The organism is Marisediminitalea lipolytica (assembly GCF_001758465.1).
Classification (GTDB): domain Bacteria; phylum Pseudomonadota; class Gammaproteobacteria; order Enterobacterales; family Alteromonadaceae; genus Alteromonas; species Alteromonas lipolytica.
In genome coordinates this window covers 361,028-387,397 of sequence record NZ_MJIC01000014.1, presented here as the reverse complement: position 1 = coordinate 387,397, position 26,370 = coordinate 361,028, and the positions used below count along the sequence as shown (strand labels likewise).

At 43.0% G+C, this 26,370-nt stretch carries 28 protein-coding genes and 1 tRNA gene; 10 read left to right on the top strand and 19 right to left on the bottom strand.

Going from position 1 to position 26,370, the window contains the following annotated elements:
* Nucleotides 1-2 precede the first annotated feature (2 nt).
* The 3 genes from yacG (at nt 3) to BFC17_RS22925 (ending at nt 2,659) form a co-directional block, all read left to right on the top strand.
* Entirely contained in the window at nt 3-227 is a 225-nt protein-coding gene (gene yacG, locus BFC17_RS12775) for a DNA gyrase inhibitor YacG (RefSeq protein ID WP_070177193.1), read from the top strand.
* Nucleotides 228-244: 17 nt separating this feature from the next.
* Nucleotides 245-1,108 carry an aspartoacylase gene (locus BFC17_RS12770; protein ID WP_070176862.1) on the top strand — a complete coding sequence of 288 codons (864 nt, stop codon included), beginning with the start codon at nt 245-247 and terminating at the stop codon, nt 1,106-1,108.
* A gap of 246 nt (nt 1,109-1,354) precedes the next feature.
* Complete coding sequence (locus tag BFC17_RS22925) at nt 1,355-2,659, top strand: methyl-accepting chemotaxis protein (protein WP_070176861.1); 1,305 nt, start codon at nt 1,355-1,357, stop codon at nt 2,657-2,659.
* A gap of 38 nt (nt 2,660-2,697) precedes the next feature.
* On the opposite strand, the gene BFC17_RS12760 is transcribed toward BFC17_RS22925, so the two are convergent.
* From BFC17_RS12760 to BFC17_RS12730, 7 genes are all read right to left on the bottom strand, one after another.
* On the bottom strand, nt 2,698-3,498 hold the full coding sequence (locus BFC17_RS12760; RefSeq protein ID WP_070176860.1) for a DUF2884 family protein: 801 nt from the start codon (nt 3,496-3,498) through the stop codon (nt 2,698-2,700).
* 155 nt (nt 3,499-3,653) lie between these two features.
* Nucleotides 3,654-4,148 carry a PAS domain-containing protein gene (locus tag BFC17_RS12755; protein WP_070176859.1) on the bottom strand — a complete coding sequence of 165 codons (495 nt, stop codon included), beginning with the start codon at nt 4,146-4,148 and terminating at the stop codon, nt 3,654-3,656.
* A complete protein-coding gene (locus BFC17_RS12750) occupies nt 4,148-5,146 on the bottom strand; it encodes a response regulator (RefSeq protein WP_070176858.1) in 999 nt (332 codons plus the stop codon). Before BFC17_RS12750 ends, BFC17_RS12755 begins: the two co-directional genes overlap by 1 nt.
* Before the next feature lie 143 nt (nt 5,147-5,289).
* On the bottom strand, nt 5,290-6,030 hold the full coding sequence (locus BFC17_RS12745; protein ID WP_229680939.1) for an LrgB family protein: 741 nt from the start codon (nt 6,028-6,030) through the stop codon (nt 5,290-5,292).
* On the bottom strand, nt 6,030-6,383 hold the full coding sequence (locus tag BFC17_RS12740; protein WP_070176857.1) for a CidA/LrgA family protein: 354 nt from the start codon (nt 6,381-6,383) through the stop codon (nt 6,030-6,032). Before BFC17_RS12740 ends, BFC17_RS12745 begins: the two co-directional genes overlap by 1 nt.
* 121 nt (nt 6,384-6,504) lie before the next feature.
* A complete protein-coding gene (locus BFC17_RS12735) occupies nt 6,505-7,365 on the bottom strand; it encodes a LytR/AlgR family response regulator transcription factor (RefSeq protein ID WP_070176856.1) in 861 nt (286 codons plus the stop codon).
* A 70-nt stretch (nt 7,366-7,435) separates the two neighbouring features.
* Nucleotides 7,436-7,774: a DUF3718 domain-containing protein gene (locus BFC17_RS12730; protein ID WP_083271715.1), complete on the bottom strand. Its 339-nt coding sequence runs from the start codon at nt 7,772-7,774 to the stop codon at nt 7,436-7,438.
* Nucleotides 7,775-8,073: 299 nt separating this feature from the next.
* Here BFC17_RS12730 and BFC17_RS12725 point away from each other — a divergent pair, with 299 nt between their 5' ends.
* Nucleotides 8,074-8,736, top strand: a complete 663-nt coding sequence (locus tag BFC17_RS12725; protein WP_070176855.1) for a hypothetical protein — start codon at nt 8,074-8,076, stop codon at nt 8,734-8,736.
* Between the two features lie 81 nt (nt 8,737-8,817).
* On the opposite strand, the gene BFC17_RS12720 is transcribed toward BFC17_RS12725, so the two are convergent.
* The gene (locus BFC17_RS12720; RefSeq protein ID WP_070176854.1) at nt 8,818-9,147 is read right to left on the bottom strand and encodes a hypothetical protein; all 330 of its coding nucleotides are present in this window, start codon (nt 9,145-9,147) and stop codon (nt 8,818-8,820) included.
* A gap of 278 nt (nt 9,148-9,425) precedes the next feature.
* On the opposite strand from BFC17_RS12720, the gene BFC17_RS12715 reads away from it, so the two are divergent.
* Nucleotides 9,426-9,502, top strand: a tRNA-Ile gene (locus BFC17_RS12715).
* Between the two features lie 143 nt (nt 9,503-9,645).
* On the opposite strand, the gene BFC17_RS12710 is transcribed toward BFC17_RS12715, so the two are convergent.
* From BFC17_RS12710 to BFC17_RS12680, 6 genes are all read right to left on the bottom strand, one after another.
* Nucleotides 9,646-9,969, bottom strand: coding sequence for a hypothetical protein (locus tag BFC17_RS12710; protein ID WP_070176853.1), 324 nt, complete (start codon nt 9,967-9,969; stop codon nt 9,646-9,648).
* Nucleotides 9,970-10,234: 265 nt separating this feature from the next.
* Nucleotides 10,235-11,251 carry a serine/threonine-protein kinase gene (locus BFC17_RS12705; RefSeq protein WP_175439566.1) on the bottom strand — a complete coding sequence of 339 codons (1,017 nt, stop codon included), beginning with the start codon at nt 11,249-11,251 and terminating at the stop codon, nt 10,235-10,237.
* Nucleotides 11,248-11,700, bottom strand: a complete 453-nt coding sequence (locus BFC17_RS12700) for a hypothetical protein (RefSeq protein ID WP_070176851.1) — start codon at nt 11,698-11,700, stop codon at nt 11,248-11,250. The genes BFC17_RS12705 and BFC17_RS12700 overlap by 4 nt, the downstream gene beginning before the upstream one ends.
* Nucleotides 11,701-11,791: 91 nt before the next feature.
* Entirely contained in the window at nt 11,792-12,220 is a 429-nt protein-coding gene (locus tag BFC17_RS12695; RefSeq protein WP_139142072.1) for a hypothetical protein, read from the bottom strand.
* A 1,322-nt stretch (nt 12,221-13,542) separates the two neighbouring features.
* Complete coding sequence (locus tag BFC17_RS12685) at nt 13,543-14,403, bottom strand: hypothetical protein (protein WP_070176848.1); 861 nt, start codon at nt 14,401-14,403, stop codon at nt 13,543-13,545.
* 96 nt (nt 14,404-14,499) lie between these two features.
* Entirely contained in the window at nt 14,500-14,973 is a 474-nt protein-coding gene (locus BFC17_RS12680; protein WP_070176847.1) for a hypothetical protein, read from the bottom strand.
* A gap of 141 nt (nt 14,974-15,114) precedes the next feature.
* On the opposite strand from BFC17_RS12680, the gene BFC17_RS12675 reads away from it, so the two are divergent.
* From BFC17_RS12675 to BFC17_RS12660, 4 genes are all read left to right on the top strand, one after another.
* Nucleotides 15,115-15,636, top strand: coding sequence for a hypothetical protein (locus BFC17_RS12675; protein WP_070176846.1), 522 nt, complete (start codon nt 15,115-15,117; stop codon nt 15,634-15,636).
* Between the two features lie 294 nt (nt 15,637-15,930).
* On the top strand, nt 15,931-16,317 hold the full coding sequence (locus BFC17_RS12670) for a hypothetical protein (protein WP_070176845.1): 387 nt from the start codon (nt 15,931-15,933) through the stop codon (nt 16,315-16,317).
* 150 nt (nt 16,318-16,467) lie between these two features.
* The gene (locus BFC17_RS12665) at nt 16,468-16,710 is read left to right on the top strand and encodes a ParE family toxin-like protein (RefSeq protein WP_070176844.1); all 243 of its coding nucleotides are present in this window, start codon (nt 16,468-16,470) and stop codon (nt 16,708-16,710) included.
* A 2-nt stretch (nt 16,711-16,712) separates the two neighbouring features.
* Nucleotides 16,713-18,614 (top strand): tetratricopeptide repeat protein, encoded by a 1,902-nt coding sequence (locus BFC17_RS12660; protein ID WP_070176843.1) that lies wholly within the window; start codon nt 16,713-16,715, stop codon nt 18,612-18,614.
* Between the two features lie 320 nt (nt 18,615-18,934).
* On the opposite strand, the gene BFC17_RS12655 is transcribed toward BFC17_RS12660, so the two are convergent.
* The gene (locus BFC17_RS12655; protein WP_070176842.1) at nt 18,935-19,663 is read right to left on the bottom strand and encodes an NYN domain-containing protein; all 729 of its coding nucleotides are present in this window, start codon (nt 19,661-19,663) and stop codon (nt 18,935-18,937) included.
* A gap of 209 nt (nt 19,664-19,872) precedes the next feature.
* Between BFC17_RS12655 and BFC17_RS12650 the strand changes: the two genes are divergently transcribed.
* Nucleotides 19,873-21,567, top strand: a complete 1,695-nt coding sequence (locus tag BFC17_RS12650; RefSeq protein ID WP_070176841.1) for a tyrosine-type recombinase/integrase — start codon at nt 19,873-19,875, stop codon at nt 21,565-21,567.
* Nucleotides 21,568-21,791: 224 nt separating this feature from the next.
* Here the strand turns inward: BFC17_RS12650 and BFC17_RS12645 are convergent, their stop codons facing one another.
* Genes BFC17_RS12645 through BFC17_RS12630 form a run of 4 tightly spaced genes read right to left on the bottom strand, consistent with a single transcriptional unit; the run spans nt 21,792 to nt 26,340 of the window.
* A complete protein-coding gene (locus BFC17_RS12645; RefSeq protein WP_070176840.1) occupies nt 21,792-22,652 on the bottom strand; it encodes a DUF3800 domain-containing protein in 861 nt (286 codons plus the stop codon).
* The gene (locus tag BFC17_RS12640) at nt 22,642-23,538 is read right to left on the bottom strand and encodes a hypothetical protein (RefSeq protein ID WP_139142071.1); all 897 of its coding nucleotides are present in this window, start codon (nt 23,536-23,538) and stop codon (nt 22,642-22,644) included. Before BFC17_RS12640 ends, BFC17_RS12645 begins: the two co-directional genes overlap by 11 nt.
* Nucleotides 23,531-24,835, bottom strand: coding sequence for a restriction endonuclease subunit S (locus BFC17_RS12635; RefSeq protein ID WP_070176838.1), 1,305 nt, complete (start codon nt 24,833-24,835; stop codon nt 23,531-23,533). Before BFC17_RS12635 ends, BFC17_RS12640 begins: the two co-directional genes overlap by 8 nt.
* On the bottom strand, nt 24,832-26,340 hold the full coding sequence (locus tag BFC17_RS12630) for a class I SAM-dependent DNA methyltransferase (protein WP_070176837.1): 1,509 nt from the start codon (nt 26,338-26,340) through the stop codon (nt 24,832-24,834). Before BFC17_RS12630 ends, BFC17_RS12635 begins: the two co-directional genes overlap by 4 nt.
* Nucleotides 26,341-26,370 lie beyond the last annotated feature (30 nt).

Here is a 26,370-nt window from a genome sequence, read left to right as displayed (position 1 = left end):
CCGTGAAAGTAAAATGTCCTACCTGTCAGCAAGACGTAGAATGGTCTCAGACCAGTGAGTTTCGTCCTTTCTGCAGCAAAAAATGCCAGTTAATCGACCTTGGTGAGTGGGCTTCAGAAGAAAAAGTCATCGCCACCAAAGCCGAGCAAGCCGATCTGAGTTTATTGGATCCGGAAGAAATAGAAGCCATGCTGAGCAAACAGCCTGACGATTTTTTTAAGCATTAGAGAAGTCAATCAAGTCAATGATAACCAATATTACCGTTGTGGGCGGCACCCACGGCAACGAAACCAGCGGTATTCAGCTGGTCAGAAACTGGCAGCGCTTTGGCGTGCCGGCAGCCTATCAGGCACTTAACATCGATTGTTACCTGTCTAATCAGGCCGCCATCGATGCTAACGTAAGATTTCTGGAAGAAGATTTAAACCGCCAGTTCACGCCTGCGCTGTTGAACAAACAACCACAAAGCCAGGAAGCCAGGCTGGCCCATGCGTTAAATCAGCATTGGGGTCCGAAAGGCAGTTCAGAAATCGACTTAATGATCGACATTCACAATACCACCAGCGCCATGGGCGCAACCCTGATTATCCTTGAGGCCGATGAGTTTCACACTCAACTCGCCCGCTATGTAAAACAGCAGATGCCCGAAGCTAACATACTGGTGGAAGACGAAAAACCTTACGCCGAACACGGATACCTTTGTACCCTGGGTCAGCGCGGGATAATGATTGAAGTAGGTGCTCAGCCGCAGGGCGTATTACGCGCCGATGTATATGAACTGACTCACAAAATGGCACTGGCAATTTTAGATTTCGTGCTGCTTTATAACAGCAATTCGGTTCCTGCATTGCCACCTTGTGACGTGTTTCGGTTTATTGAAAACATTACTTTTCCGCTGGATGAGCAAGGCGAGCGCCTGGCCATGATCCATCCTGCCCTGCAGGACAGCGACTTTAAACCCCTAACCCAGGGGGATCCTGTCTTTACTACTTTTAGCGGCCAGGTTGAGCAATGGCAAGGGGATACTATTTATCCGCACTTTATTAACGAAGCCGCTTACCACAAATTACATGTGGCTTTTGCTACTGCCACTAAAGCACAACTTTAAATTCCTCTCAAAGCACCGTTTAAAACGGTGCTCTATCTGCTCTCCTGATTTATCACGCCCCCACTTAAAGATTGATCATTTACTATACATTTTTATAAAACGTCTATAATTCAATTAGTATCCGCTCTCTGGGTGCCATTAACGCCGCCGGATGCTGGCCATAACAATAACTCTGCTAATTTATCACCACGAAAGGACCTAAGGATTAAGCAGAACATCATGTTGAAAATGCTGTGAGGCCGATTAATGTTAGTTTCTCTTTCTCGCCACAATGCTGAGTTAAATAAGGTTCAGGCCGTTGCCGACACCTGTCAGCATCTTATCCAGTCGATAAGAGATGCTGTAGCGACAATTCAATTTACCCCCAATGGCGATATCATGGACGTTAACCACCATTTTAGTCAGACCATGGGCTACCCGGCTTCGCAAATTGTGGGGCAAAACCATCGCATCCTGTGTTTAGGTGACTACGCCAGCTCTAACGAATACGCTAAGTTCTGGCAACAACTGCGCGACGGCCAGCCACAAACCGGCACCTTTGAGCGTAAAAAAGCCAATGGCGATCACATATGGCTGGAAGCCACTTATATTCCGATTAAAGATGCTAATAACCGGGTGACTTCTGTGCTGAAAATAGCCTCTGACGTCACCGACCGTATGGATGAAATCAGCTCCCTGAAAGCGGTTAATGATTCGCTGGATAAATCAACGGCTGTTATAGAATTTTCGCCCAACGGAACGATTAGAAAAGCCAACCGTAACTTTTTACAGGCTATGAGCTATTCCATGGAACAGATTAAAGGCAAGCATCACTCGATGTTTTGTACCCAGGAATTTTTAGATAGCCATAAAGACTTTTGGCAACGTCTGGGTAAAGGTGAACATCAGACTGGGCTGTTTGAACGCCGCACAGCGAGTGGCGCAGCAATCTGGTTAGAAGCCACGTACAACCCGATTCTGGGTGCGGACGGTAATGTGCTGAAAGTGATAAAATTTGCCACTGACGTTACCAGTCAGATAGAAGAGAAACAGCTTATCACCAATGCAGCAGAACTGGCTTTCTCTACCGCCGAAGAGACCGCTCAGATTGCCGAACAAGGCAACGATTTACTGAAAAAGTCCGTAAAAGCCTCTGACGACGCCCGCCATCAGATGGAAACCACGCACGAAATTATGACCCGACTAACCGAACAATCCGGCAATATCGAAGCTATTGTTTCAACCATTCGTTCCATTGCCGACCAAACTAACCTGCTGGCGCTTAATGCCGCCATCGAAGCCGCCAGAGCCGGCGATCAGGGCCGGGGCTTTGCAGTGGTTGCCGATGAGGTGAGACAACTGGCCAGTCGCACCAGCGAATCTACCGTGGAAATAGAATCCGTGGTCAGCGAAAACAAACAGCTATCGGGCCGCGCCGCCGACCAAATGGCCAGCGTGCGCAGTAACGTTGCTCAGACCAACGAGCAAATTACCCAGGTCCAGGGCGTTATGGATGAAATCCATAAGGGCGCGGTCAATGTTTCGGTATCGGTGTCGTCATTACTTAAATAGCCTGCGCCCGGGTATAATCGACAAATTGCCGATCCAAGCTAGTCTTTGTGGGGTTTAAGGTAGATAAGATCCATTCCGCCAAGCTGGGGGATGGATTTTTGCATTTGCTGCTCCAGCGCATCCAGTTTGCCAAAATAATCACAATACCATCGCGCTTTTTCCGGCAAGGTAGTGCCCTGAGGCGGCCCATCACCATCGGTGTTGGCGGCGTAATGAGCAATACGCTGATTAATCATGGCCATCTCGGTTTGATCCACGGCCAGTTTATCAGAATCCATGGCGCCCAGCGTGGTCAGTATACTGCCAATGGAGGTAGTCAGCGTTTTTGATAAGGGTACCACCAAATCCACTTCCACTTCGTCATCCAGCCCTTCGCCGGCAGTGGGCCCCAGATAATAATGACTTCGCGCATACTGGAATTTTCGCCGTACCCGCTTTTTCATTTTATCCATAACATCATTGAGCTTTTCGTAACTGTCGTGGTTACTGCCAAGCAATGACAAAAACATCTGCTGAACCGTTTCGGCGGCCAGGTCAATGCCGGTGGTCGCCAGCAGGGTTACCTGGGGTACCACAGAATGCAAACCACTGGAAAACTGACTGACCAGCGCAGCCTGCTCATCATTCAGCTTTAACCACTCCCCACGCACAAACAGCTGATTCTGATGGTTTATCTGATACAGCGTGACGTATTCTTTAAGCACGCGAAGCTGGTCATCATTAACGACAACACCGTACTTTAGATCTACATCACAGCTGTAATGGGCCAGCGCAGAATTCGAAAATCCTGAGGCCAGACCAAACAGTGTAATGAACAATAAACGGGAAATGCTTTTCATACCGATATTGTGAAACTTACACCGGAAATGAAAAGGCGCTTTAGACAAGAGAGCTAAAAATCAGGTTGAAAACAGTAACCTGAAAGGGTTACCGATAAAGACCGGGATCCTTGCGGTCAACTATCGCACTTTACTCGCAATAAATCGCCGGGTATTCAGGAACCGCGACTTCCGCGCTCCTGCGCTTCGCTTTGTGTCACCTGCAGTGCTTCGAGCTGCTTTTTGCCGCTGGCAATGTCGGTCATGTCGTAAATCATCATGCTGATGTTATCTACCTTACCAGTGGCAGAAACCAAAGGAGCCAGAATGATGTTCTGATACATAAACTGTTCGCTGCTGGTGATTGGGCGGTAATTAGAGAACTTAAACAAATACGGTCGCTGTTCCCACAACATAAAAGCACGGGTTTTAAGCTCAAACACAGGTTTGGCTTTTTGCGCAAACCAATCACGATTAATGTCCGGAAACAAACTGAATAAAGATTGATCACGTACTTCAGAAGGCAGTTTGCCACTGTGGCTTTCCATAAAGCCGTTCCACATTTTGATTTTAAACTCGCGATCCAGCACCACAATCCCCACATCTACGGTTTGCAGCATATCGATGATCCAATGGAACTCCAGCATGTCGTCCAAAGCGTCATTAGACATTAAAAATCCTCCAGCAGGTGGGCCAGTTTGTAATTAAGAGTTTCCATTGAGCTTTCGGTAAACAGTAACAGCAGTTCACAAACGGTTTGGTAGCCTTCCAGTCCGTAGGAGATTTCAATGGCCAGCGTGCGCTTCCATTTAAGTTTATTGGTAGCAATAATCTCGGTAATATTGCGATGCTGCCCCAGCACCACTGGCTGGCCCTGGGCAAAACTAATATCCAGCTGCTCGGCAATGCCACTTAAACAAGTACCAATAAGGATACTGGCGGCGTCCATTAGCAGTTCCAGTTGCTTCTGGTCGTCTACCTCACCGGTAATGTTTAATATTTTTGCCACGTCTTCCAGGCTTGAGTCGCTCAAAATACACAGGGCTTCACCCTGCACACCCGGCCCGACAAAACCCTGACACACGGCACTGACACGCTCGTGGTTATCGATATCCGACAGCAGCATGTGCAGTTCTGACACTTCAATAAGATTAACGTTAGGAATAGGCAAATGCACAAACACGTTTAGCGTTCTGGCCAGGTGATCGCCCGCCCGGCCCATGGCGATATTAGTGATTTCCTGATAGCAGTCGCGGATATCCGGATCGAGTGGAGAAAACTCAGTCTCGGGGGCTTCTTCCGGCCCATCAATAAGCCCGTGTTTGCTTAATACCGCCAGCAGCTCCTCTGCATTTACCGGCTTACGAATAAACTCCAGCGCGCCGAGCTTTTTAACCCTCTCGTGGGCTTCTGGCTGAACATCACCCGACACCACAATAACACTGGTTTTTAAGCCCAGCTGACCAATGGCTTCCAGGGTTTGATACCCGTCCATCTCGGGCATATTTAAATCCAGTAACAACACCTGCCCTTTGCCAGCCTTTAGCGCCTCTATTGCTTCGCCGCCGTGCTTGGCAAAATGAATTGCGACCTCCCAGTCTTGTGGCAGACATTTGGCCACCTGTTTACGGGCCACCAATGAGTCATCACAAATCAATACAGAAAACATAGCTATCCAAAATTAAAAAACGACCAGCCCATTGTGGGAACGCGCTCTTTAACAAATAGCAGTCAGACGCCAAAAATCAAACTTAATGGCACCTTTTTAATGCAACATGCCGCTGGTTAAAAACAGCCTGAACCGGAAAAAACTTAGAAGAAAAGAGGCAGGATAATAGCCGTTAAAATACCGTTAAGACCAAGCCCAACGGTGGCTAAAGCCCCCTGCACCTCGCCCATTTGCAGGGCTTTAGACGTACCTACCGCATGACAAACCGCGCCCAGAGCAACGCCTTGCGCCTCGGGTAAGGTAACCGCTAATGTACGATAGGTTAGCGGTGCAGCCAGCGCCCCCACTATACCGGTAAGAATAACAAACACTGCGGCTAACGCCGGAATACCGCCAATAGCCGCGCCGGTTTCCATAGCCAACGGGCTGGTGATGGATTTAACCAGCATGGTCATCTGAATAGCCAGCGGCGCACTGGTTAAATAAATCACGCCCCAGGCCAGTAATGGCGCAACTATGCCGCCCACGGCCACGCTGATTATAAGCGGCGCACCCAACTGACGAATTTTTTGCCACTGATTAAACATAGGTACAGCCAACGCCACCGTGGCAGGGCCTAACAACCACTGCAATAATGCCGCGTTTTCACGATAGGAGCCGGCAGAAGCATCCGACAGCCACATCACCAGGCCAACAATACAGCTGGTAATGGTAAGCGGGTGCACTAACGGATGACCACTCAATGCACGAAATACTTTTAACGCGACGGCATAAGCCAGCAAAGTGATGACTAACCAGAACACGCCATCTGTGGAAGCGGTGCTAACCAGCACTTCGCCCATGCGCTCGATAATGTAGGAGATTGCTAACTCTGCCCGCAGCATTAGCGCTGTTCCTTGCGGTGCATTAAATACTGCGCAACCCAGGCCGTAAAGCCCAGCGCAATAATGGTGGTGGCAACCAGGGCCAGCGTGATACCTAAGGCGTTTTGACGTACTTCATCCCAAAACAAACCAACGCCGATAACCGCCGGCACAAACAAAACCGACATGTGGGTAAGTAAAGGCTGCGCCCCACGGCTAATGGCTACCGCCGGACGCTGGCGCAGTAAGAGGCCAGCGAGTAATAACAACAACCCAATCAGGGCCCCCGGCAGCGGAATACTGGCCATCTGCACAATAAACTCTCCCAGCAAATAGCAACCCGTAATAATCAGCCAACCCGTAACCGTGGACATTATATGCACCCACAATGCTCCGCTTATCCATAAAGCTCTGATAATACCGAGGATGCGGTTAAACCACTAGCCGACTTCAGTTGTAAGCACTTATCTGCGGGATTAGTCTAAAAAATACCGGTTATGGCTGTGACAGGCTTAAATCCAGCTGCTGACTGCAGCGCGGCATTAATCGCCGACTGATTTTTATTTTGCTGCCGTCGGTCAGTTCAACATAACTTACCCGTGCATTCAGCGCTATCAGACGTTTAACAAACCGTGTATTAACAATCACTGAGCGATTAACCCGGGTAAACAGATCCGCCGGTAGCCGCTGAGACAGCTCGGTTAAGGTTGAACGCACGATCAGGTTTTCTTCCTGAGTGTATACGCACATGTAGTCGCCCGCGGCCTCAACATAACGGATGCTTTCGAGGCTCACATTTTGCCATTGAGCACCGCATCGCAGGGCAATTTGTGGGGTTGGCGGAACAACGCCGCTTTTTTGCTGATGTAATTTGTTGATCAGCTGCGCCAGTGAGCACGCTCGCTGCCGGGCCAGATTTTCACTGGCTAGCCGCCATTTTATCGTTTCAGTCAGCGCCCGATACTGCTTTATCAACTGCTGAATTTGCCTCTTTTTCGCCGTGACATCTGCCGACAGACAAAAAAACGAATCAATCCCCGCGTTAAATGCCTTAAGTGCATCCTGATTTGTTCTGCCGCACATTACGCTGATAATTTCCGGGCTGATTAACCCCTCAAGCTCATTCAACGAGGCCGAATCAACCACAACGATACCGATAGTCAGGGTTTGACTTGTGCCAGACTGATATTGGTTAATCAGATTTTCCAGTAACCCCGAACAAAGATCCGGGCATACCTGCCAGTCAACGGGAGATATTGAGTGGCTAATTAAACACTGCCTGAACGCTTCAGTATCTGCGCCAGGTTTAGCCACAAAACGCACTAAATCACACTGCTCTGACGGTAACGCTGCCATATCAGTCTCCGAAAAAAGGACTGTGTGACCACAGCCCAAGCCCAGGGAGGCATTTAAACCTAATAAAAACTTACTTTCTTGCCGTCAGGCTGCGTTCGTCGAGATCCGTACGGCGAGCAATGATGGCACCAGTACTTTGCGCTTCGTGCTGCATGGCAAAGGTGTACATATCCATACCGTTACACACCAGACCATCGGCCAGACGGTGATAACTGATGCCGCTATCTTTAACTGCCCGCTGCAAGTCTATGCGACTGTCAGCTTTAATTGCCTTACATACGGCAATTAATTTACTTTCAACATGACTGTCCAGCGCCGCAGCCTGAACCGAAGAAACACTTCCTGCTGCCACCAGTAACGCAGAACCTGCTAACCAGGCAGAACGAATAACACTATTAACTTTTTGCATGACACTATCCTCTTAAATTCGCCGACACGACGGGAAGATACAGCCGGGTTCTTCCAGTTCGCCCTAATACAGTAGGTTGGCAAGGCCAAAAGGTTGCCTGCAAAGCGTTAATTTACGTGTATTTGAGATTTTGCGACAAAAGGGATATAAATGCAGTTAACCGGTCCTTCTTCCCCGATTGTTAATCGTGTGTATCACACACTTTGTAACATTCCCCGTTTCATTCACGAGCAAGGAGTACGTGAAAACAGAACAAGGCCGCACAACACATCAGTAAACCAAGCAGGAAAAGGAATAGCATGCTTAGTGAACAACCCTATGAGGAAATTAAACACCTCATTGAACCCGGAGATATCATTGCCTTTGGCGGTACCAGCTTATTCTCGCGCTGGACCAAATTTACTACCCGCTCTGTAGTAACCCATACAGCAATGGTTATCGACGTACCTACCGATAATCGCTCCATCTCGACAGCCAGCGATCTCACCATGATTGAAGCCACTTCCATCAAAGGTAAAAAGGGCGTAATGCATAACTACGTGGGTGAGCGAATTAAACACTACAAAGGCGATGTATGGTGGTTACCACTGCATAGCGAAGCAAAACAGCAGTTGCATCAGCAGTGGCATACGTTCCACGACTTTTTGGCCGAACAAATGGGTAAGTCCTACGATATCTGGCAGCTGTTTGGCGCAGCCATTGATGTTTTTGATGATCACCGCTGGTTTAACTGGATAACTTACAATCGCAAAAAATTTAACCGCTGGTTTTGCTCTGAACTGGTGGCCGAAGGACTTAATCAGGCTGGTATTGTAAGTGAGCTTAATCCGTCAGAAACCACGCCAAAGGATATTTGTCAGTTTTCCATCTATCAACCACGCTACGTGCAGTTAAAAGGAAAACGCCGGGTTATTACAGGGTATAATTCGCAGGATCCGTTTGGGTGGGGAAATTTAGGCTAAATAAAACAATTACCGCCAGAGCCGGCTGTCTGGTTGGTAGTACTTAATCTGAAATACTACCAACAGGGCACCATCTGGTGCTTAGAAAATGCTGTCCTGATGCACACGAATAAACAGCGAAGTGCCCTTTTTAGAGTAATCCACTTTGTATTCTTTACCGTTAAGCGTTTGAATAAAAATCAGCGTTTTCTCATCGCCAAATACTTCACTACTGGTTACGTCTACCAGTTCCATATCCATCATTTTTGCTTCCCGCTTATTATCCGGGATTTTACCGGTATATTCCTTTATGCCTTTGTAGTTAACCACTACCGCCGGATCATCGTTACCATTGATCAGTAATAAATCAAATTTACGAATTTTGTGGATGATGGTATTACGGCCACTGACCAAATAGGGCTTTTCAGTCATTGTTATCTCCCAACTCAAATGCCGAATAAAGACTTGTTTTAGTATAAGTAGCTGAAAGATAGCAGACTATTAAGATATTTGCACTAAGCTATAGCCACCGCCCGAGCTTTAACGTTGCCCAGCGATTATTCAGCAACTTTGTATACCTGCCCCAAGTATTGATCAGTATAAGAAAACATCAAGTAATCGCCACATGGGGTGACAACGACCAAAAAACTGCTTATACTTGCGCGCGCTTGGTTAATCAACCACGCATATTCTGCGTTTCACGCAACAATGGCCCTATAGCTCAGTTGGTTAGAGCACACGACTCATAATCGTTAGGTCCCTGGTTCGAGTCCAGGTGGGGCCACCATTTACAAAATAAAAACCAATTAAATCAACAACTTAGAGAGACTTTAGGGATTTCTGTTCCACTTTTGTTCCACTTTGGATACTAGCAAAGTCAGTGGAACAAGTCAGTAATTCAGTGGAACAATCTCGGAAACAAACGGAACTCTACGATCTCAATAATTCTTCTGGGTCATTAATTTGATTTTGCTCATCGTCATAAACCAGATTCAGATACTCTAGATCTTGAAATTTTAATTCCGTTTTAAAGAGATCGTGAGAACATAGTAAGCCACTCAAATCTTTAAGAAATGGATAACGCTCTCTAGAATCATCAGCACACTGACGTAGCAATATACTGAGCAAGAGATCACAGGATTGTTGATCATCCTCTAACCTAAGCTCGTCTATTTCATATTCATGGTCGACAAAAAGTCGGGATAGTTCATCTAAAATTTTAGATACAGTGAATGAGTGTAAAGTTTTGGTCATAGTAATTCTCCTTTTTGGCTATAAAGCGTCACCAAAGGAGAATTAACCTAAGTTCGTCTGTTTTAAGATTCACGCCTTTGCCGAACCTACCACTCGTTAATGAACGAACATGTATTGGCTATTTATGGAAGACTGATTTGAACTAATAGCTGAAATCTCTAATCGCTATTTGATAGTCAGTTAAAGACAAGTAACGGACATTTAACGACCGCATTTGCGGCTGGTTTGGAGTGTAGCGTAAAACCAGACCGACAACATGCGTTTGTTATGCATTGCTTGAACTAATTATTTTGAAGAACTCCAAACCTACCTGGCTATCAGACAATTCTTTGTAGCAATTTTCTTTCACTTTTCTTCCATTTTTTTTATATTCAATAATCCATCCATTCCTTTTGCGTTGTTTTTGCAGCTCAAAGCTTTCACCATTAATCCCAGTTCCCACCCATGAGTCATCATCAATTGGCCGCCAATCAATAGGAATGCCAATCTTTTCTAATGCTTGCCTGAACTCACTTGCACTTTGAAACCGCTTTCTAGGATCATTGTTAATAGCTTTGTTTATAACCGTCTTTATTTTTCTTGAGATATGAGGCTGATAGCACCGTTCTGGATACTTATTGGCTTTTACAGCTGCATGCCACTCATCAACTGTTGTAAAGTTGAATTCAACCTCGGGAATATTGTTTATGAGTCGAAACAAGGTAATACCCATAGCGTATACATCGCTAAGTTTATCCATAGGATTACCTTCTATGACCTCTAATGGCTGGTGAGGTCGATAACCCATCGTATCTGAAGGGTCAACATGATAGTCGAGCGCCAACCCGAAGTCTGATAATTTCGCCTCCCCATTATCTCCAAACAAGATATTTCCAGGCTTAATATCTCTGTGAAGCACATTGCTATTATGGGCATGCTCTAAACCCAAAAGAGCTTCAGATACGATCCTCAGCGAATCTTGGATAGAAATAAATCGACTCTCTAGATGCTTTTGAATTGAGCCTTTCGCCAAATATTCCATAGCTATGTATACGCATGGAGTTCCTTCATAGACGAAGACATCAACCTCTTTCACGTCAACTATATGCTTGTGCCTACAAGCTTCCAGTGTTTGAGCTTCTTTAACGGCTTCCACAAACTTTTCAGGTTTTGGAACTTTTATTAGCTTTATTGCCCTGTCAGCTTTCAGGAGAGGGTCATAGGCTTGAAATACAAAACCAAAATTCCCATTTCCTAAAAAATCAACAACATCAAATTTTCTGATTTTGTCAGGCTTTTTCATAACAGAAACCATGCAACCAGTGCAGCGTCTTTAGTCGCCTTATCCCAATATGGAGGATGTTGGCCGATATGAGCATCTACATAGGCATAAACATCATCTTTTTTGGTGAGGCCAAATTTTGTTGCATTTATACCTTGACTGGTAAAATGAGCGATTGAGATATTTTTCTTATTACAACACAGATTTAAAATTCCGAGTGGGAAGATAGAATTCTGAATTGGCTTTGTTGAACTATGCGTTAATGGCAATTTATAGCCAACTGCATTCGGAGTATGCTTATCAAGTAGCAGGCCAATCTGGGTCTCAAGCCACCCGGCGGTAGATGCCACATCAAGTGCTTTAGGATAACTGATTTTGTCCTTCTCAACGAATGCAACAGCGGCTCCATTTTTCTCAAGCACGCAATATCTAAAGTCATTGGTTGTAAAATTAAATCCTATATTTTTCAACACATCTTCCTTTCAGTGTGATTTATGCATAACAGCTTATTACTGATACTTCATCAGAAAATCTATTGATTGTTGGTTTACATGAATCTTATTAACAATCGAATATAAACTGCTCTCCATCTTTCGATTTAACAGGTTTTAAGTAATATAACTCTTTTGTCCAAGTGCTCATTGCTGAATATCCAACTATTTTTGCACCTTCATCTAACTTAATGATCTCGAACAGAAGAAACGTGCCTAGATTTCCGTTGATTTGAATTTCTGCCTCACCTAATTCGTTATACAGATTTGCGTTTACGGTTGTTGTTGCTCCTGTTCCTATTATTCCTGCGTTTCCTTGATAGCATCTAATAGAATTGTTTTTAATAACTCTGAAAGCTTGTTGCCAGTTCATAGATGTCTCGTATTCAACTCTATGGGCATAATCTGTTCTTCTAACATCACCAAACCCTACTGAACAAGATGATAATGAAATCACAGCAAAACTAGTTAAAATGAATTTATAAAGAGGTTTATACATTGCTTACTTCAGAATAGAAAAATAATAACTAATCGTAAGCGACAAATACCTAACCTTTCAATCGGTTTAAGCATGTTACCTCATTGATATTTAGATAATAAAGTGCATTTAGATACTGGATAATTATGTTCAAACTATATTTTTGTAGAACAGTCAGTGTTGTCGATAATCATCAAGCCAGTCCATCCAATTCGGATGGCCTCTATTTGTCACAACGAAACAACAATGTCAGCCTCTGACCAAAGTCAGAAATAGGAAATCGAACCGTTGTAAGTCCTCAGTTCATTCATCTTTGAACCCCAAAACAGCGAAATCAATAAGCTTTATTGATTTGTCCTGATGTTATGCTTGTGAATCTTTGTCGTTTGTCTCTTGTACTTAAATTAAGGAATGTTGTCCCAGACTATAGGGTTGTTGTGCCCTCATAGTAATAACGTGTGATAAAAAATGTGCGGTCGTAGCATATTTCTGGCGTGCATCTCGCCGACCTTGTTTGTTCCAGGTTCAAGTACCCTTACATAATCTCTGTTACTTTAACGTCCTCTAAATATGGTGATGACATGCATCAAAAGTTAAATCCGAAGGAAAGCTAATTAAGCTGCCCTGACCGCACCATCTCATTTTGTCACAATCACAAAAATTAAAAAAACTGGGGATTATGCTGAAATATTTAGAAAAACCGCTTAATTCTCCAAGAGGCTAGCCTATTTGAATATAGGTTCAACACAACACATACAGGCGCAACCTGCAACGTCCTAAATAATGTATGTGTCCGAGAGACTCTACCTCTCTTAGTTCGATCTTAGCTATTGCGCGTTATGCTGTTATCGATATTTCTTTGGAAGGCAAGTGTAGAGACTTTGCGATGCTAAAGTACAAAAGCGTGCGATAGCATTAGGCGGGATATTGCGTCACTCATGACAGGTCACTTGCCAGGGGGAAACTACGGTTTCCCCCTGGCTTTTTTCTGGCTTGAGTAAATTCCCTGTTCCAACCTCCCTCATATTTACCTCACGCCATCCCTTTATAAAAAACCAATAAAGGTAAAAAGGATAAATATGAGTAAGTACAAAAAAGATTCTGTAGATTGGTGGATAAAGTTGATATTAAGACTGGGGGACGTATGTCTCATCTATTTTTTGCTCACTGGTTTCTGGCGACTTCTTTCGGAGCCAGGACTCGACCGCAATGAACTCTACGCAGGATTTAATACTTTGTGGCTGAGTTCCTGCTTTTATATGAGTGCAGGGCTTATCTGGATATGTACCAAAGACTCTGAATAACTGAGTCATTAACATTAATGCGCCCATTGGGCGCATTTTTTATGGATAGAAGAGCGTTGAGATTTCTTCACAGAATTTCGTCCGGTAAATAAGCCGGTCTTCCAGTAATTTCCTGTCGTTATCACTCAAAGGTGACCTACCAGTCTTTCGGTCAACAATGCTTGTTAGGGTGTCCATGGCTAAACCATTTATTCGCTTACTGTACTGCAAAATCTGCAATGACTGGGATATAAAAAATACCTTATCGTATAGGCTATCCTGTAGCGCATCGCGGTATTTTAAAAGGATATTTTTGCGTATCTGAATTGGCTTATAGCTATGTTCAATTTCAATGGCGCAACAGGCCCCATCAGGCTCAATCACCAGGCCATCTACATTGCGAATGGTACTTGAGGGGTACAGGCGTTTGAATTCCTTTTCACTGATAAAGCCTGTCCATTGAGGCCGATAATTACCATCCCCATCAACATTATGAATTCCTCTGGCCAGCACGTATTGCAAAATGACATCGTGCATTAAAGTGTTTTGATTTACCTGTAGCTGTGGGTTGGTGGATGAGCGGAATGGTACATGCTGAAGCAGCAGTTCTTCGGCAAGTTTAGCGCCTGCCAAGGTGAGTACATATACTCTTCCATCTGGCACACGCACCGTCGGCGCGACGTTTAATAAATCAGCTTTAACGAGCTTATTCAAATGCTCTAAAGCTAATGAACGATTGATACCATACAGCCAGCTAATGAATATCGGGCTTATCATGCCGAGCCGTGCAGCGTATTTGATGGTGCAATGTAACCGGCGCTTGCCCGTTTCATTATTACTGGCCGCTGGCTGATAGCGCATATCGATATAAAGTTGATGCTGAAGTGCCGTTGGCAATCCGGTGAATTCGAGTTGTTTCATTAATCCCTCCTTGTTGTGGATATAAGGAGGTAGGTTTTAGCCAGGCGGAATTATCGATGTTTTACCTCGATAAACATAAAATCATTCCCTGATTCGTTACCTGAGTATCTGTTTTCGTGCACGGAACGACAACGGCAACACTTGTTGCAACCGCTTCTGCGTTGCAGAATAAAAACCAGCGCCTTTCGCTGATTTTGAATCGCCTTGTATCGCACGTGATTGCTGATGTTGCCATGGCAACGCAATCACTTTACGTGTCTGCGACACTAGCGCTAAAAGCCGACAGTGACTGTACCGCGCTCTGCGCCGTACTTCCCGCAAAAATGCCGTGTCGACTTGTGCAGCGCACAGCGTCTCATCACATCGTGATGCACTGTTCAATTTCAATGAAATTGATTTTTGGTTCATCGTCATGGCACGTTGTTTCATGTCTCGAATTTCGCTGAAGCGAAACCTTTTTTCGGGAAGTACGCCACGGCGCACAGTCACTGGCTTCGCCGAAGTCTTTCGTTGAAACACTTCGTCTACGCCGGTTATTGAGCTTCGTTGAAGCTCGCTTATTGCCGTCATGCTATTGCATAACGGCGTATTGTTCTTATCAGAAAAGTGCGATTTAGCGTCTCCGCTCTTTTTCGCATTTTGTATTTGATTTTGTCTTAAAAATTATTAATGTACCTGTACCTCTGTTAATTAAAATTGAGGTACTCCGCCATGACGCTTGTCGAACTATTAGGTCATTACTCCCTTGCCGAACTTGAAAACTACGGTAAAGAAAAGCCTGCTGAATCTGTCCACATTAAAACGCTAGCTCAGCCAACGCTATCGTTGATATCTACTCACTTCCACGCTTCCCAGTTTTTAAACGTCACCACGGAACAAACATTTTCAGTAAAGATTGAAGAGGCATACATTAAACCTAATCAAGATAATGACTTTGAGTCAGAACCACTCGAATGGGAAACCGAAGAACCTGGTAACCCCATCGATGATTATATCCTGCAAGAATCATTAAGGCAGACATCTGACTTTCCCTCTCACAATGAAGAACATCCTATACACGAGGACAGTAAAATCCCTGCCGTAAATCCGTGTACAGGTTTTCCAGAAATTGAAGAAAGCGGTATTGATGCAGGAGGACACGTGATGTACAGCAGTGATGATTTCGACGTCTTTGATAATGGTATTGAAGATACCTTTTCCAGCTTTGACGATCCCTTTCATTACGACTGGTAAGAGCCTGATGGATAGGACCAAGGTAACATTCATCACTATTAATAGCGCAACGGTAAGAAGGTGGCTGAACCAATTCGGATACCAAACCGATATCAGTCCTTCACAGCTCGCCCAATTAACCAGAGTCATAAATTCCTTGCGTGAACAAAGAGGGAGCTTTCCTCCCGATAACACGTCCTGGCTGTTAAATCTGCTTAACCATAACTGGCCTGAATCAGAAATTATCCATCTCATGCCATAGTTTCCTCCGGTTTGGCCTACCTACAAATAGGCCAAACACAAGGAACTTTTATTATGAGTAATCAAAGTCAATTTATTCGAATTTATAAGCGAGCCAGCCAATCTCCCTGGGATGACCACTCCACGGTATTGTTATTGGCAAATGCGTCACAACAGAGTGATGAGATTGAGTTAGATTTCAGCCGTTATATCTATTTGCATCGTGATGTTGCAGGAAGAGTCCTGGGATTGTCATTATCCAAGTCGATAATCGCTGAATCTGAACTCGACTGTGAACGCTATGTCAGCGGTGAAATGATGTATGTCATACTACTAATGTACGTAGATGAAATATCGTCATTTTGTGAGCTTTTCGCTGAAGAATTTGAGACTTTATTCCTAGCTGGCCCAGCTTATTATCTCACAACCTTGATAGACCATTGGGCTGAAAAGTTGGATTAACATTCTGCGGGCTTTTAGCCCGCATTTTTTATTGATATTGGAGTAGAAGAGCCAAAAAGCAATTTGGAACTGGCCATCTGCTGAAAATTTTTTTGTATGCTCCCAAATTGGTATGCCTAAAAATTTCATTTGAACGTTGAGGAGATTCAAATGAAGAACATAACCGTTTTGGGGTATTGCCCTGCTTGGGTCGAGACTAAAGCCAGAAATATCATCAATGAGCCATCCAAGATGAAAGTTAACAGTAAAAAGCTGGCAGGTTTGAAGAGTCACTACTCTGTGAAATTAAATCAACATTATCGCCTATTATTTTCTGATTTAAGTCAGATTTATTTATGTGGCCATAACCATTATGAAAAAAAGATTAAAAACTTAAAAAAGGTAGGGGAATAAGAATGGACTCTAATATGATAATAGCATTAACCGAGATGGTAAAAAACCTAGGCTACAAAGACCACGCAAAACTAGCTAACAAAATAAGTTACATCCTTAAATCAAAAGAGGATTTTGAAAAGCGCTTCGTAGTTGACGACCGTGAGTACGACCACGGTCGAGTTGAGAAAACGATGGTTAAAAAAGAAGCAGAAACTCTAGTTGATAACTTAATAATATTAACACAATACACTTATTTGTTTGGCAGAGATGGTTCTAGCTATGCTCCTTATAGAGAGCTTTTAAAAGGCGTTGACAAGAAATCATTTAGCCTGAAAGTTCAGCAAAAAAGAAGAACATTACAAGACGATATGATACGAACGCAAAATAGTCTCAAAGACTTGCCGATTTTTTACAAGTCAATTATCAACCATGCACAAGTCGACATTACTACTCAAAGCCTTCGAGAAATGATGCAAAAAGTAGTTGGCAACAATGAAATGTTAGATCTCCAAGATACCCACGAATTAGCCAATTGGAACGCAATAATCGAGTTGAATGAGAAACTGGAAAGTGAAGGAGAAAGCTCCTTTATTTATCAATTGCTAGGTGAAAACTTTTATGAAATGGGAGACTACGATAGGTCACTAACAGCCCTTGAACGGTCAATTGAATTAGAACACACCAATGGAACCTCTTGGGCAATCAAATCATTAATATTATTTACAGTATTACAAAAAAACAAATGTGAATACAGAGAAGCTCTCGCCCGAACAGAGTATTCCGGTTACATAAATAACCCAATTACTTCAGAAGAATATTGGATCAACGAACGAGTTGAATTTACTTATAATGATCTGGAAGAAGTAAAAGCACAGTTTGTAAACTCGGCGATTAATGCGTTGCTGAATTGGCCAGCACATCAGGTTGATGGGTGTACCAAAGGAAAACCAAACTATTGCTATAATTTAAATAACTTAAGTCAATGCAAAATTGATTTAGAAAGAGAGTTTTTATTCATTTCACTAAACAATGAAATTACTTATGAAGATTTCGATATCAATAAAAATAAAGTGATTGAAATATTCAGATCATTTCAGCGTTGGAATATAGAAATTTATCCTTTGACAAGTATATTCTACAACGTTAGAAACAGAGATAAAGCGAATATTTTCAAATTACTAAGCTTTATTAACGAGGATGAATTGAAAGTGGGCTTCAATGAATATTTCAAAGCTCAACGTTTCTCACATTATACTGCTGATGAAGATTTATCATTATTAAAGTCTAACATTGTTAGTTATTTGTACTGCAAGCACATCGGTAAGAAGCAATTTTTTAATTTATCAAATTCACTTTTACGGCTATTCACTACACATCAAGAGATTAGTAACCTCAACCAGGTTTCAGCAGTCCACTTAGGTGAGGTAAACTTTGAGTTAAAAGGTTTGAAGAAAAAACTTAACGTTGACTTTAATTTTGGAAACAGACCACCAGAATACTGTAAAGCTGACGCCGATTTATCCGAATTTGAGATAACCGCGTCACTAAATAGAGCACACAAAAAATCTAACGGCTGGAATGAACTGCTAGAGAGTTCAGCTTGGAAAGATAATTCGTTATCTCAAGATATTGGCGTTCATTTCTATGGCTTAGTGATGCTTTCCATTCTGCTAGAACTAATCCACCAGAAAAGAATAGAAGACAACGTTATTCTTCTTGAGGAATTATGCCAAAGTGAGAATTGCTTAAAAAGCGCGCTTTCAGATATGCCTACCTATTTCTACTGTGGTTTAATCAATTACATTAACTCTGACATAATGAAAATTGACATACAAAATAGGCTTACAGTCGCGTTGGAAGTCATCTATGAACAACGAGAAATTTTAGACGAAGAAGAAGCTCAAGATAGTCTTTTGTATTAAAAATTTCAGGTAACCACATATAGAAGCGGCTTATAATTATCCAATTCGATGATGCTAAGCCGGACTTCAACTGTGAAGTTGTTCTACCTAGTTTTCACCGACGAATTCGAAGCACTATTTTTAACTTCAGCCAAAAGTTACTTTGCACAAATACAGACATATTGGCTTGAGAAGTTAGAATAGATTTTTAGCGGGCTATGCCCGCTCTTTATTTAGCGTTAAATAGGCGGCTATCAATATGATAGCTATACTGAAAGTAAGTGCCAGAAGTAGTATCAAAGTCAATATCATTAAAGCAACCGGTAGTTATCTTTAGTGGATCAAACACTCTCACTTTTCTCTGATTTCGTAATCAGTTTAAAGGAAAGACCTGAGCCTTTGGGCGTCGTTACCTTGTAACGGTCAGAATACTTCTCGAAGAAATCTGAAAGCTTTTTCAACCCGTAGTTTCTTGGGTCGAAATCCGGCTTCATTCGCTTCAGATACTTCCCTACTTCTCCAAGGTTTGCCCAGCCAGATTCATCTCTGTAGTTCTGCCAAGCTTGGTGCATTAACCGCCACAGTTCTCGTTCTAACTCGTTATATTGAACTACGGAATCGTCTGACACTTTTTCGGTATCATTCAGGTTCTCAATCGCAATGAAGTCGTTACAAGCGTTTTTGAATGATAAAGGCGTCATTGCCTTACCCACTCCTATAACATGCACTTCAGACTCTCTAAGTCGAGTAGCTAGACTAGTAAAATCACTGTCGCTGGATACCAGGGCAATTGCATCGAATCGTTCTGAGTACAACAGATCCATCGTATCAATAATCATCAATGCATCGGTTGAATTCTTGCCTGATGTATATGCGAACTGTTGCCGTGGTTGAATGGCTAACTCATTTAATGGCTTCTTCCAGTTCTTAAGTTGATCGCTAGAAAAGTCTCCGTAAGCCCTTTTAACGATTATTTGACCGTAACTACTCAGTTCTTCAATGATCAGACTGAGCGTTGAATGAGGCGTGTTTTCAGAGTCTATCAAGACTGCCAGTTTCCTGCTTGCCACTATTATCATCCTTTTTCAAGCGTTTTTCATTTACCCCAAAAAAACTATACCCGAAATATTCAACTCCGACCTGTAAAACAAAAAAATAAAAGTATTAAAAATCATAATATTACATTCCCATCTTTTTTTATAAGGCATTGATTTTAACTGAGCGGAGTTGTCGCGATTTTATCCACACCATACCATGATCGAAAACCAAGGGGAATTTCTTGCAATATCAATCACATAAACAACACAGCGAGTTTCCAGGAGCGTATCAGCCACGTTCTGAAAGAAACTCTGTTGCGTTTCTCGTGATTGAAGAAGTAGCAGCCAAAACAGGTCTTCCTGTTGAAGCTATTAATGATTTGGTCGAGGATGGATTGCTGACTCCATTTAGCAGTAAATCTACTGGTAAAATGTATTTTTCAGAGAATTCAGTCCTTAATCTACCCTTGAAAATAGATGGAGAGTATTCAGTTCACAACTCGAATTCTAGTGATTTATCAATTTCGCCAACGCAGGCTACTCGCTTTGTGCCAATAGAAGTTACCCAATCTCGACCTTTAGAAGTTAAGCCAGAAGTTGGATTCATCAGTCCTCCATCTAAAGTGAAGAGCTACGAGGTAGTCAGGGAGTTTTCTGATAAACCAAATATGAAGAAGAGTTTGGCAATATCAGTTCAGGACATTGCGACCAAAACACCGAAAGAAATCAAAGCTCTAGATCCGAAAGGCAGAAGGTCATTTTCAATTGAGAGCAATGGCAAACGTTACAAGAGTATAAAGCTGGAAGTCAACTCGGCAAGTTGCATTATCAGCGGTAGAAAAGGTGGCACTAGAATTGAACTCAAATCTTGGCAATCCGAGAGTTTGCCCTCCGTTAGTGATATCGAGAAAGCTATCTCGAATTTTCATGCCATCAGAGATGAAATCAGCGAGTTAAATAAATCAGAGATAAATCGTCTTCTATTGAACAAACCAGAGACGATTGCAGATCTGCTCGATATTTACATACAAAACCATATTAATAATGATAAAGGCAGCGATTCTGACACAGCAAACCGTCTTGAATCACTAATCAGACTTCATCTATCAAATCTCTATCCAGTGGCAACAAGCGGAAAAATACGGGAGATTTGTTTGCTAAATATGCCGCTTTCAATGATGACCAAAGCCATATTCAGAGGTTATCTTAAGAACTTTCGTCATGTTCATGGCACACACGACCGGATTGTGACATACATAAAAGCTGCTACAAATTTCTGTCTTGAAAACAGGCTCTTATCCCATTTGGAATCTGCAAATTTCCATGAAGTGAAAAAGCTTAACGTACAACGCCATGTAATCATTGATGAAAAAGACCTCAAAAAAATACTCGAAGAAATTTCTCTTCACCATTGTGAACAATTCATGATGTTTATGACTCTTCAAATGACTGGCCAATGCCGCACCTCAGAAGTAGTCAGACTTCGAATAAAAGATATTGATTTTTCTATTAAAAAGATAAAACTCACGGTCAAAGGCGGTCGTCAGGTTTGGGCACCTTTTCATGACGAGTTATTTCCGATTCTAATAGGCTATATCGCTAAATTAGAGAATAAGGCACCAAACGCTTACCTCTTTCCATCAAAAAGAAGTGAGTCAGGCCACAGAACGAATTTTGCTAAGCCATGGGATGAACTCAGAATGAAACTAAACTTTTACACTCTCACGCCTGAAGGGGAAATTAAATATCAAATCAGATTACATGACTTCAGAGAAACCATGGTTGATCGACTAGCAGAACTAGACTCAGAAACTGTTAGCGACCTACTCAATCATACTAGCAATTACTCTATAAAATCATATCGTAAAGCGAATCCTGTAAGAACGAAAAAAGCTGCGATTCTGAATGGTCAATTACTACATAAAATGATTGAATGAGCTTATTCGTTGAATTAGTTGTATTTTGAGCTTCCATTAATATTGCTCAATGAAATTAACCTCGTTTGTATGGCTAATATCATCATTTCAACGCCAAAGAGATAAAATAAATAAAACAAACCGTTTGACTATAGTAGATCCCGACATCATAATTACGGCAAGTGGATTGGGAGTTACCCGGTCGGCGCTACAGCCTCGGTGAGATCATCGGGGCTTTTCGCTTTCTAGCGCGGGTAAATCTTCATTCCAATTCCCTCGAATCCTTTTCCAACCTTTTCTCGACCGCCGTCACAGTAGAATTTTCTTCGCAAGATTTCGAATGCACGATTGGGTTGTTCCGGTTTAAAGGTATATAAACCTATCGGCCTTGCTACCAGATCAGCCAATTGTAGTCCTGAGGACATGACCTTCTTATCTGAAAAAATCACTTCAAATGGAAGTGGTATATTCAAACGATTATTGCCGTCGCAAATTCGCCTGAACTCCAACTCTAGTTCTCTATCTTCTTTTTTACCTCGGCATTCAACTACGATATGCGTTTTCTTTTGTTCATCGCCTTTCTCTTGTAAAAACTCATAAAGCGTTTCCATACAGAAACCTAAGGCCATGTGGTATGGGTTAGTTTCTAAGTCAGCTGGCTTTGTTAACTTTCGTTTATCGATAGTGCAACTGATTAGAATAAAATTGCTGAACTCGATGATTTCAGTCAGTTCGCTCAGAAAAGCTAACTTCTCATCACGAGAACGAAAGATATTGAAGTTACCTTTTTCCTTTCTGATTTCATGTTCGTGCAATACGATCTGGTCATGGCCAAAGTGATTAAATTTAAATTTCTCAAGCGCGGGAACAATAGCTTCGCTGTAATGCCTTTTATGGAATACACAAAAAGCTAGCACGAAAATGGGGTAGTTTTCATCAATGCTTTGCAGACTGTGATCGCCACTCTCATCTACATAAACAATGTACTTGGCAAATTCACTTTCAACAGGAACAGAAGGTTTCTGAACAGCTTGTTCACTGCGACTTTCATCATCAAACTCGAAAAGTGGCAACTCCGCTTGTGCTGGTGATTTTTTATCTGGCATATCGGTCATCCAGTTCTGTTAATACAAACCATAAGCAATTGAGTGCCAGGCTGGCGTCTTCTTCGTCTACTGGGCGAGTATTGTTTTTGTGACTCTCGTTAGGTTTGCCTCGCGCGTGAAGTGAACGCACGATATCGCCATTTTTAGATATTAAATCTTGTCCGTCTCGATTTGGTGATGCGGTTTTATTCTTTTCGATATACTTTTTGATGCCCTGACCTAAATCCAGTGTTAGATTGCCCGCCAGATCTCCAAATACGATGCTGAGGGCGTCTCTACAGCGATCAACGGTGTCTAAAGGTACGAATCGATTAGCGGCCATCTCAACACTTTCTAACGCTGTTTTGAGCTTCGCCTGTGCATCACTGGAATACTGCTCAAAGTTAATATTTGGGATGACACCAAGGCTTCGAATAGATTTTAAGGTTAACAATGGCTTGCCATCAAACTGAGTTTCGATTGCAATAATCTTCCACAGTGAAGTATGCGGCTTTGAACCAAGCGTGACTTGAGGTAATTTTGTAATTCCCCTCAGTTGGGTTAACGGATGAATCCGGTAACTGGTAGCAAAGAGAGATTGTGCTGCCCATCCAACGTTTGCATGATATTCAATATCTTTTCGAGCTGAATCCTGAACCCACCATTGTTTAGGCTGAGACTCCTCCAGAGAGTAGACAGTACCGCGTTTTACTCGCGTAATCGGGTCGAAACTTTCTTCTTTGAAAACCAAGCCATCGTAACCATCATATTCTCGCATCGTCGGTACGATGAGGTCATCTTCGAACCTGATTGGGAAGATATTGACGACTTCGGTAATTGGCACACCGGAGGATGAACTCCCGCCGTAAAGACGGCCGGAGTTTTTGCATATGCCTAACTCACGCATTCAATGTCTCAACAGAGCTTTCGATTGATTCTATGTCAGAATCTACTGAACTTGATAACAGCTCGCCTTTGAAGGCTTTAGATAGAATTGACTGCTCTAGCTTTTTAACTCTAATTAACGCCATCTCATATTTTTTCTCAATTAAATAGGAGTGTTCAAACAACTGATTAACGCGAAAAACTATCTCTTCTTGCTCATGCTTAGTTGGGAGGTTTATCAACATTTTTTTCATTGAACCAACATTAAAATGTTGTTGAGCAACACCAACTTGATTTGCTTTAACTGTCCCCTGAGCCGCAGTTGAATTCATAAAGATACAACCATATTCAGAAACAAGCTTTTCACTTGGCCGAACAATAACAAGATCAGAGCAATTCACGACTCCTAGATTTTCAGGGATCACGCAAGTTGTGCCAGGCGCTCCAGATCGAACTATTGCCAAATCACCAGCTTCAAGTCTGGATTTGTATATTTTTTGATGGAAGTCTTCAGAAATAAAAAGCAAATTCCTTTCATCAAATTTGAACGGACGAACGTTCTGTGATCTCAAGAACGGTATTCCGCTCTCAACATACTTATCGGCCATTTTACCAACAAAGCCAACCGTAATCTGTGTGCTTATATCTTCAAAAAGGTACTCATTCCAAGAACTTAATTCTAAGCCTTGAGTCGCTCTCCAATCCTTTGTGAGTTCACCGGAGGTGGCGGCGGCGAGGACGGATTGGCGGAAGCGTTTTAGGATGGCGGGGATTTTGTCGAGGCGTGCCTGGGCGGCTTCGACTTTCGCGAGCACGCTATCGAGTTTGTCTGCGATGCGTTTTTGTTCATCAAATGGCGCAATATTTACTTCTATTCCTTCTAATTCTTTAGCCGAAATATTCGGTTGTGCTGCACCATAAGCTTTTTTTATGATTTCTTCTTTGAGACTCGCAATTAAGTAATTTCTATATCGAGGACATGAATTCTGTTCATCGACTAGCTTTAAATTTCCAACCCGCTGATTCTGAAAAGCTACTTCAGTGCTTCTGTAAACTCCTGTTTTACCAGTTGTTGCACCGGACATGGCAATTAATAGGTCACCGCTTTCTACAGTGAATTTAAAATTAGCTATAGCACTTTCAATATGTGTAGAATCAGTAACAAGCACTCTACCGTGCTGAATGTCTGAAATTCTTACAACCGGAAACGTGTTTTCAGACTTAGCAACAAAATCCTTACTTTTAAATGCATAACCATTTTTTAGTCTAACAAATGTTCCTAAAGGCTCTTTTTTCCAACCCTTTGGCAACTCACTCATAGCACAACCTCTTCCGATGCCTCTGCTACATCCAGTTCTACGAGTATCGATTGCAAATCGGTAATTGCGCCTGCCAGCTCTTCTATGGCCTCGTTAATTAGCACATCAGGTTCTGGGAGTTTTGATGCGTCTTCTACACTGTCATCACGAATCCAGGCGAGATCGAGTGAATCTTCTTTGGCTGCAATTTCTTCGCGGGTGAATTTGCGCAGGCGGCAGGTATCGACGTCACCCACTTCACTGCCGTTTTGATGGTTGTCGATAAAGGCTTGGCGCTGTGCTTCGTCTACCTTGGTCAGGTCGCTTCCCACAGCTTTATAGAACTCATCAAAATGGGCTTTGGTGAGCACCGTGCGTTTACCAAATTGCGGCATGTTTGCCCGCAAGTCGTATACCCACACGTTTTTGGTATTGCCTTTGTCCTGGTTCACATCGGTTGGCTTGTCGAAGAACAACACATTGGTTTTTACCCCTGCGGCATAAAAAATACCGGTAGGTAAGCGCAAGATGGTATGCAGGTTACATTTTTCCATGAGATCGTTGCGGATCTTGCGGCCTGTAGAGCCTTCGAACAATACGTTATCGGGCAATACCACTGCAACACGGCCACCTGGTTTGAGCATGGTTTGGTACATGGCATGTAAAAATGCGAGCTGTTTGTTACTGGTGTAATGCACCAGGTCATCGCGGGTGGGAACTCCCCCCCCTTGTTTTGTACCAAATGGCGGGTTTGCCAGAATAAGTGATGCTTTGGGTAATGCTTTACCTTCGTTTGATAAGGTATCGCCGTACAGTACGCCTGAATTATTATCGTCTACCGCTAGATCGTGCAGCATCAGGTTCATCATGGCGAGGCGGCGTGTGTCTGGCACTAATTCCATGCCGTAAAACGTTCTGTGCTGGTATCTGTCGTACGCGGCTTCATCCAGCGTATCAATGCTGTTTTGCTGCTCTAAATACTTGTGAGCTGCGATAAGGAAGCCGCCTGTACCGGCAGTAGGGTCAACAATCATATCGCTAAGGGTTGGGCGCATTAGTTCTACCATGGCGTCGATAAGCACGCGGGGCGTGAAATACTGGCCTGCACCGGATTTCTTCTCGCTGGCGTTAATTTCCAGCAAGCCTTCGTACATATCCCCTAGGCCTTCGGTTTTGGCTGAGTACCAGTCCAGCTTATCGATCTCAGTAACCAGCTTATTAAGGGTTGCCGGTTTACGAATACAGGTTGAGGCATCGGCGAAAATCGCTTTGGTAATTAACGAGCCATGCGAGCCTAAATGAATAAGTAGTTTTTTGTATTCTTCTAGGCGGGTCGCGGCGTTGAAGTTTTCGATATCACTCCAGCGAAATCCTGCGGGTATCAGTTCTTCCTGGCCGGTTTCTTCTACCATTTTGAGGAAAATAAGATAGGTCAGCTCGTTAAGGTACTCGTGGTAGGTAACGCCGTCGTCACGTAATACGTGGCAGAGGTTCCATAATTTACTGATTAAATCTTGTGTACTCATTGTTACTCTCTAATTTTTATTTTGCTTAGG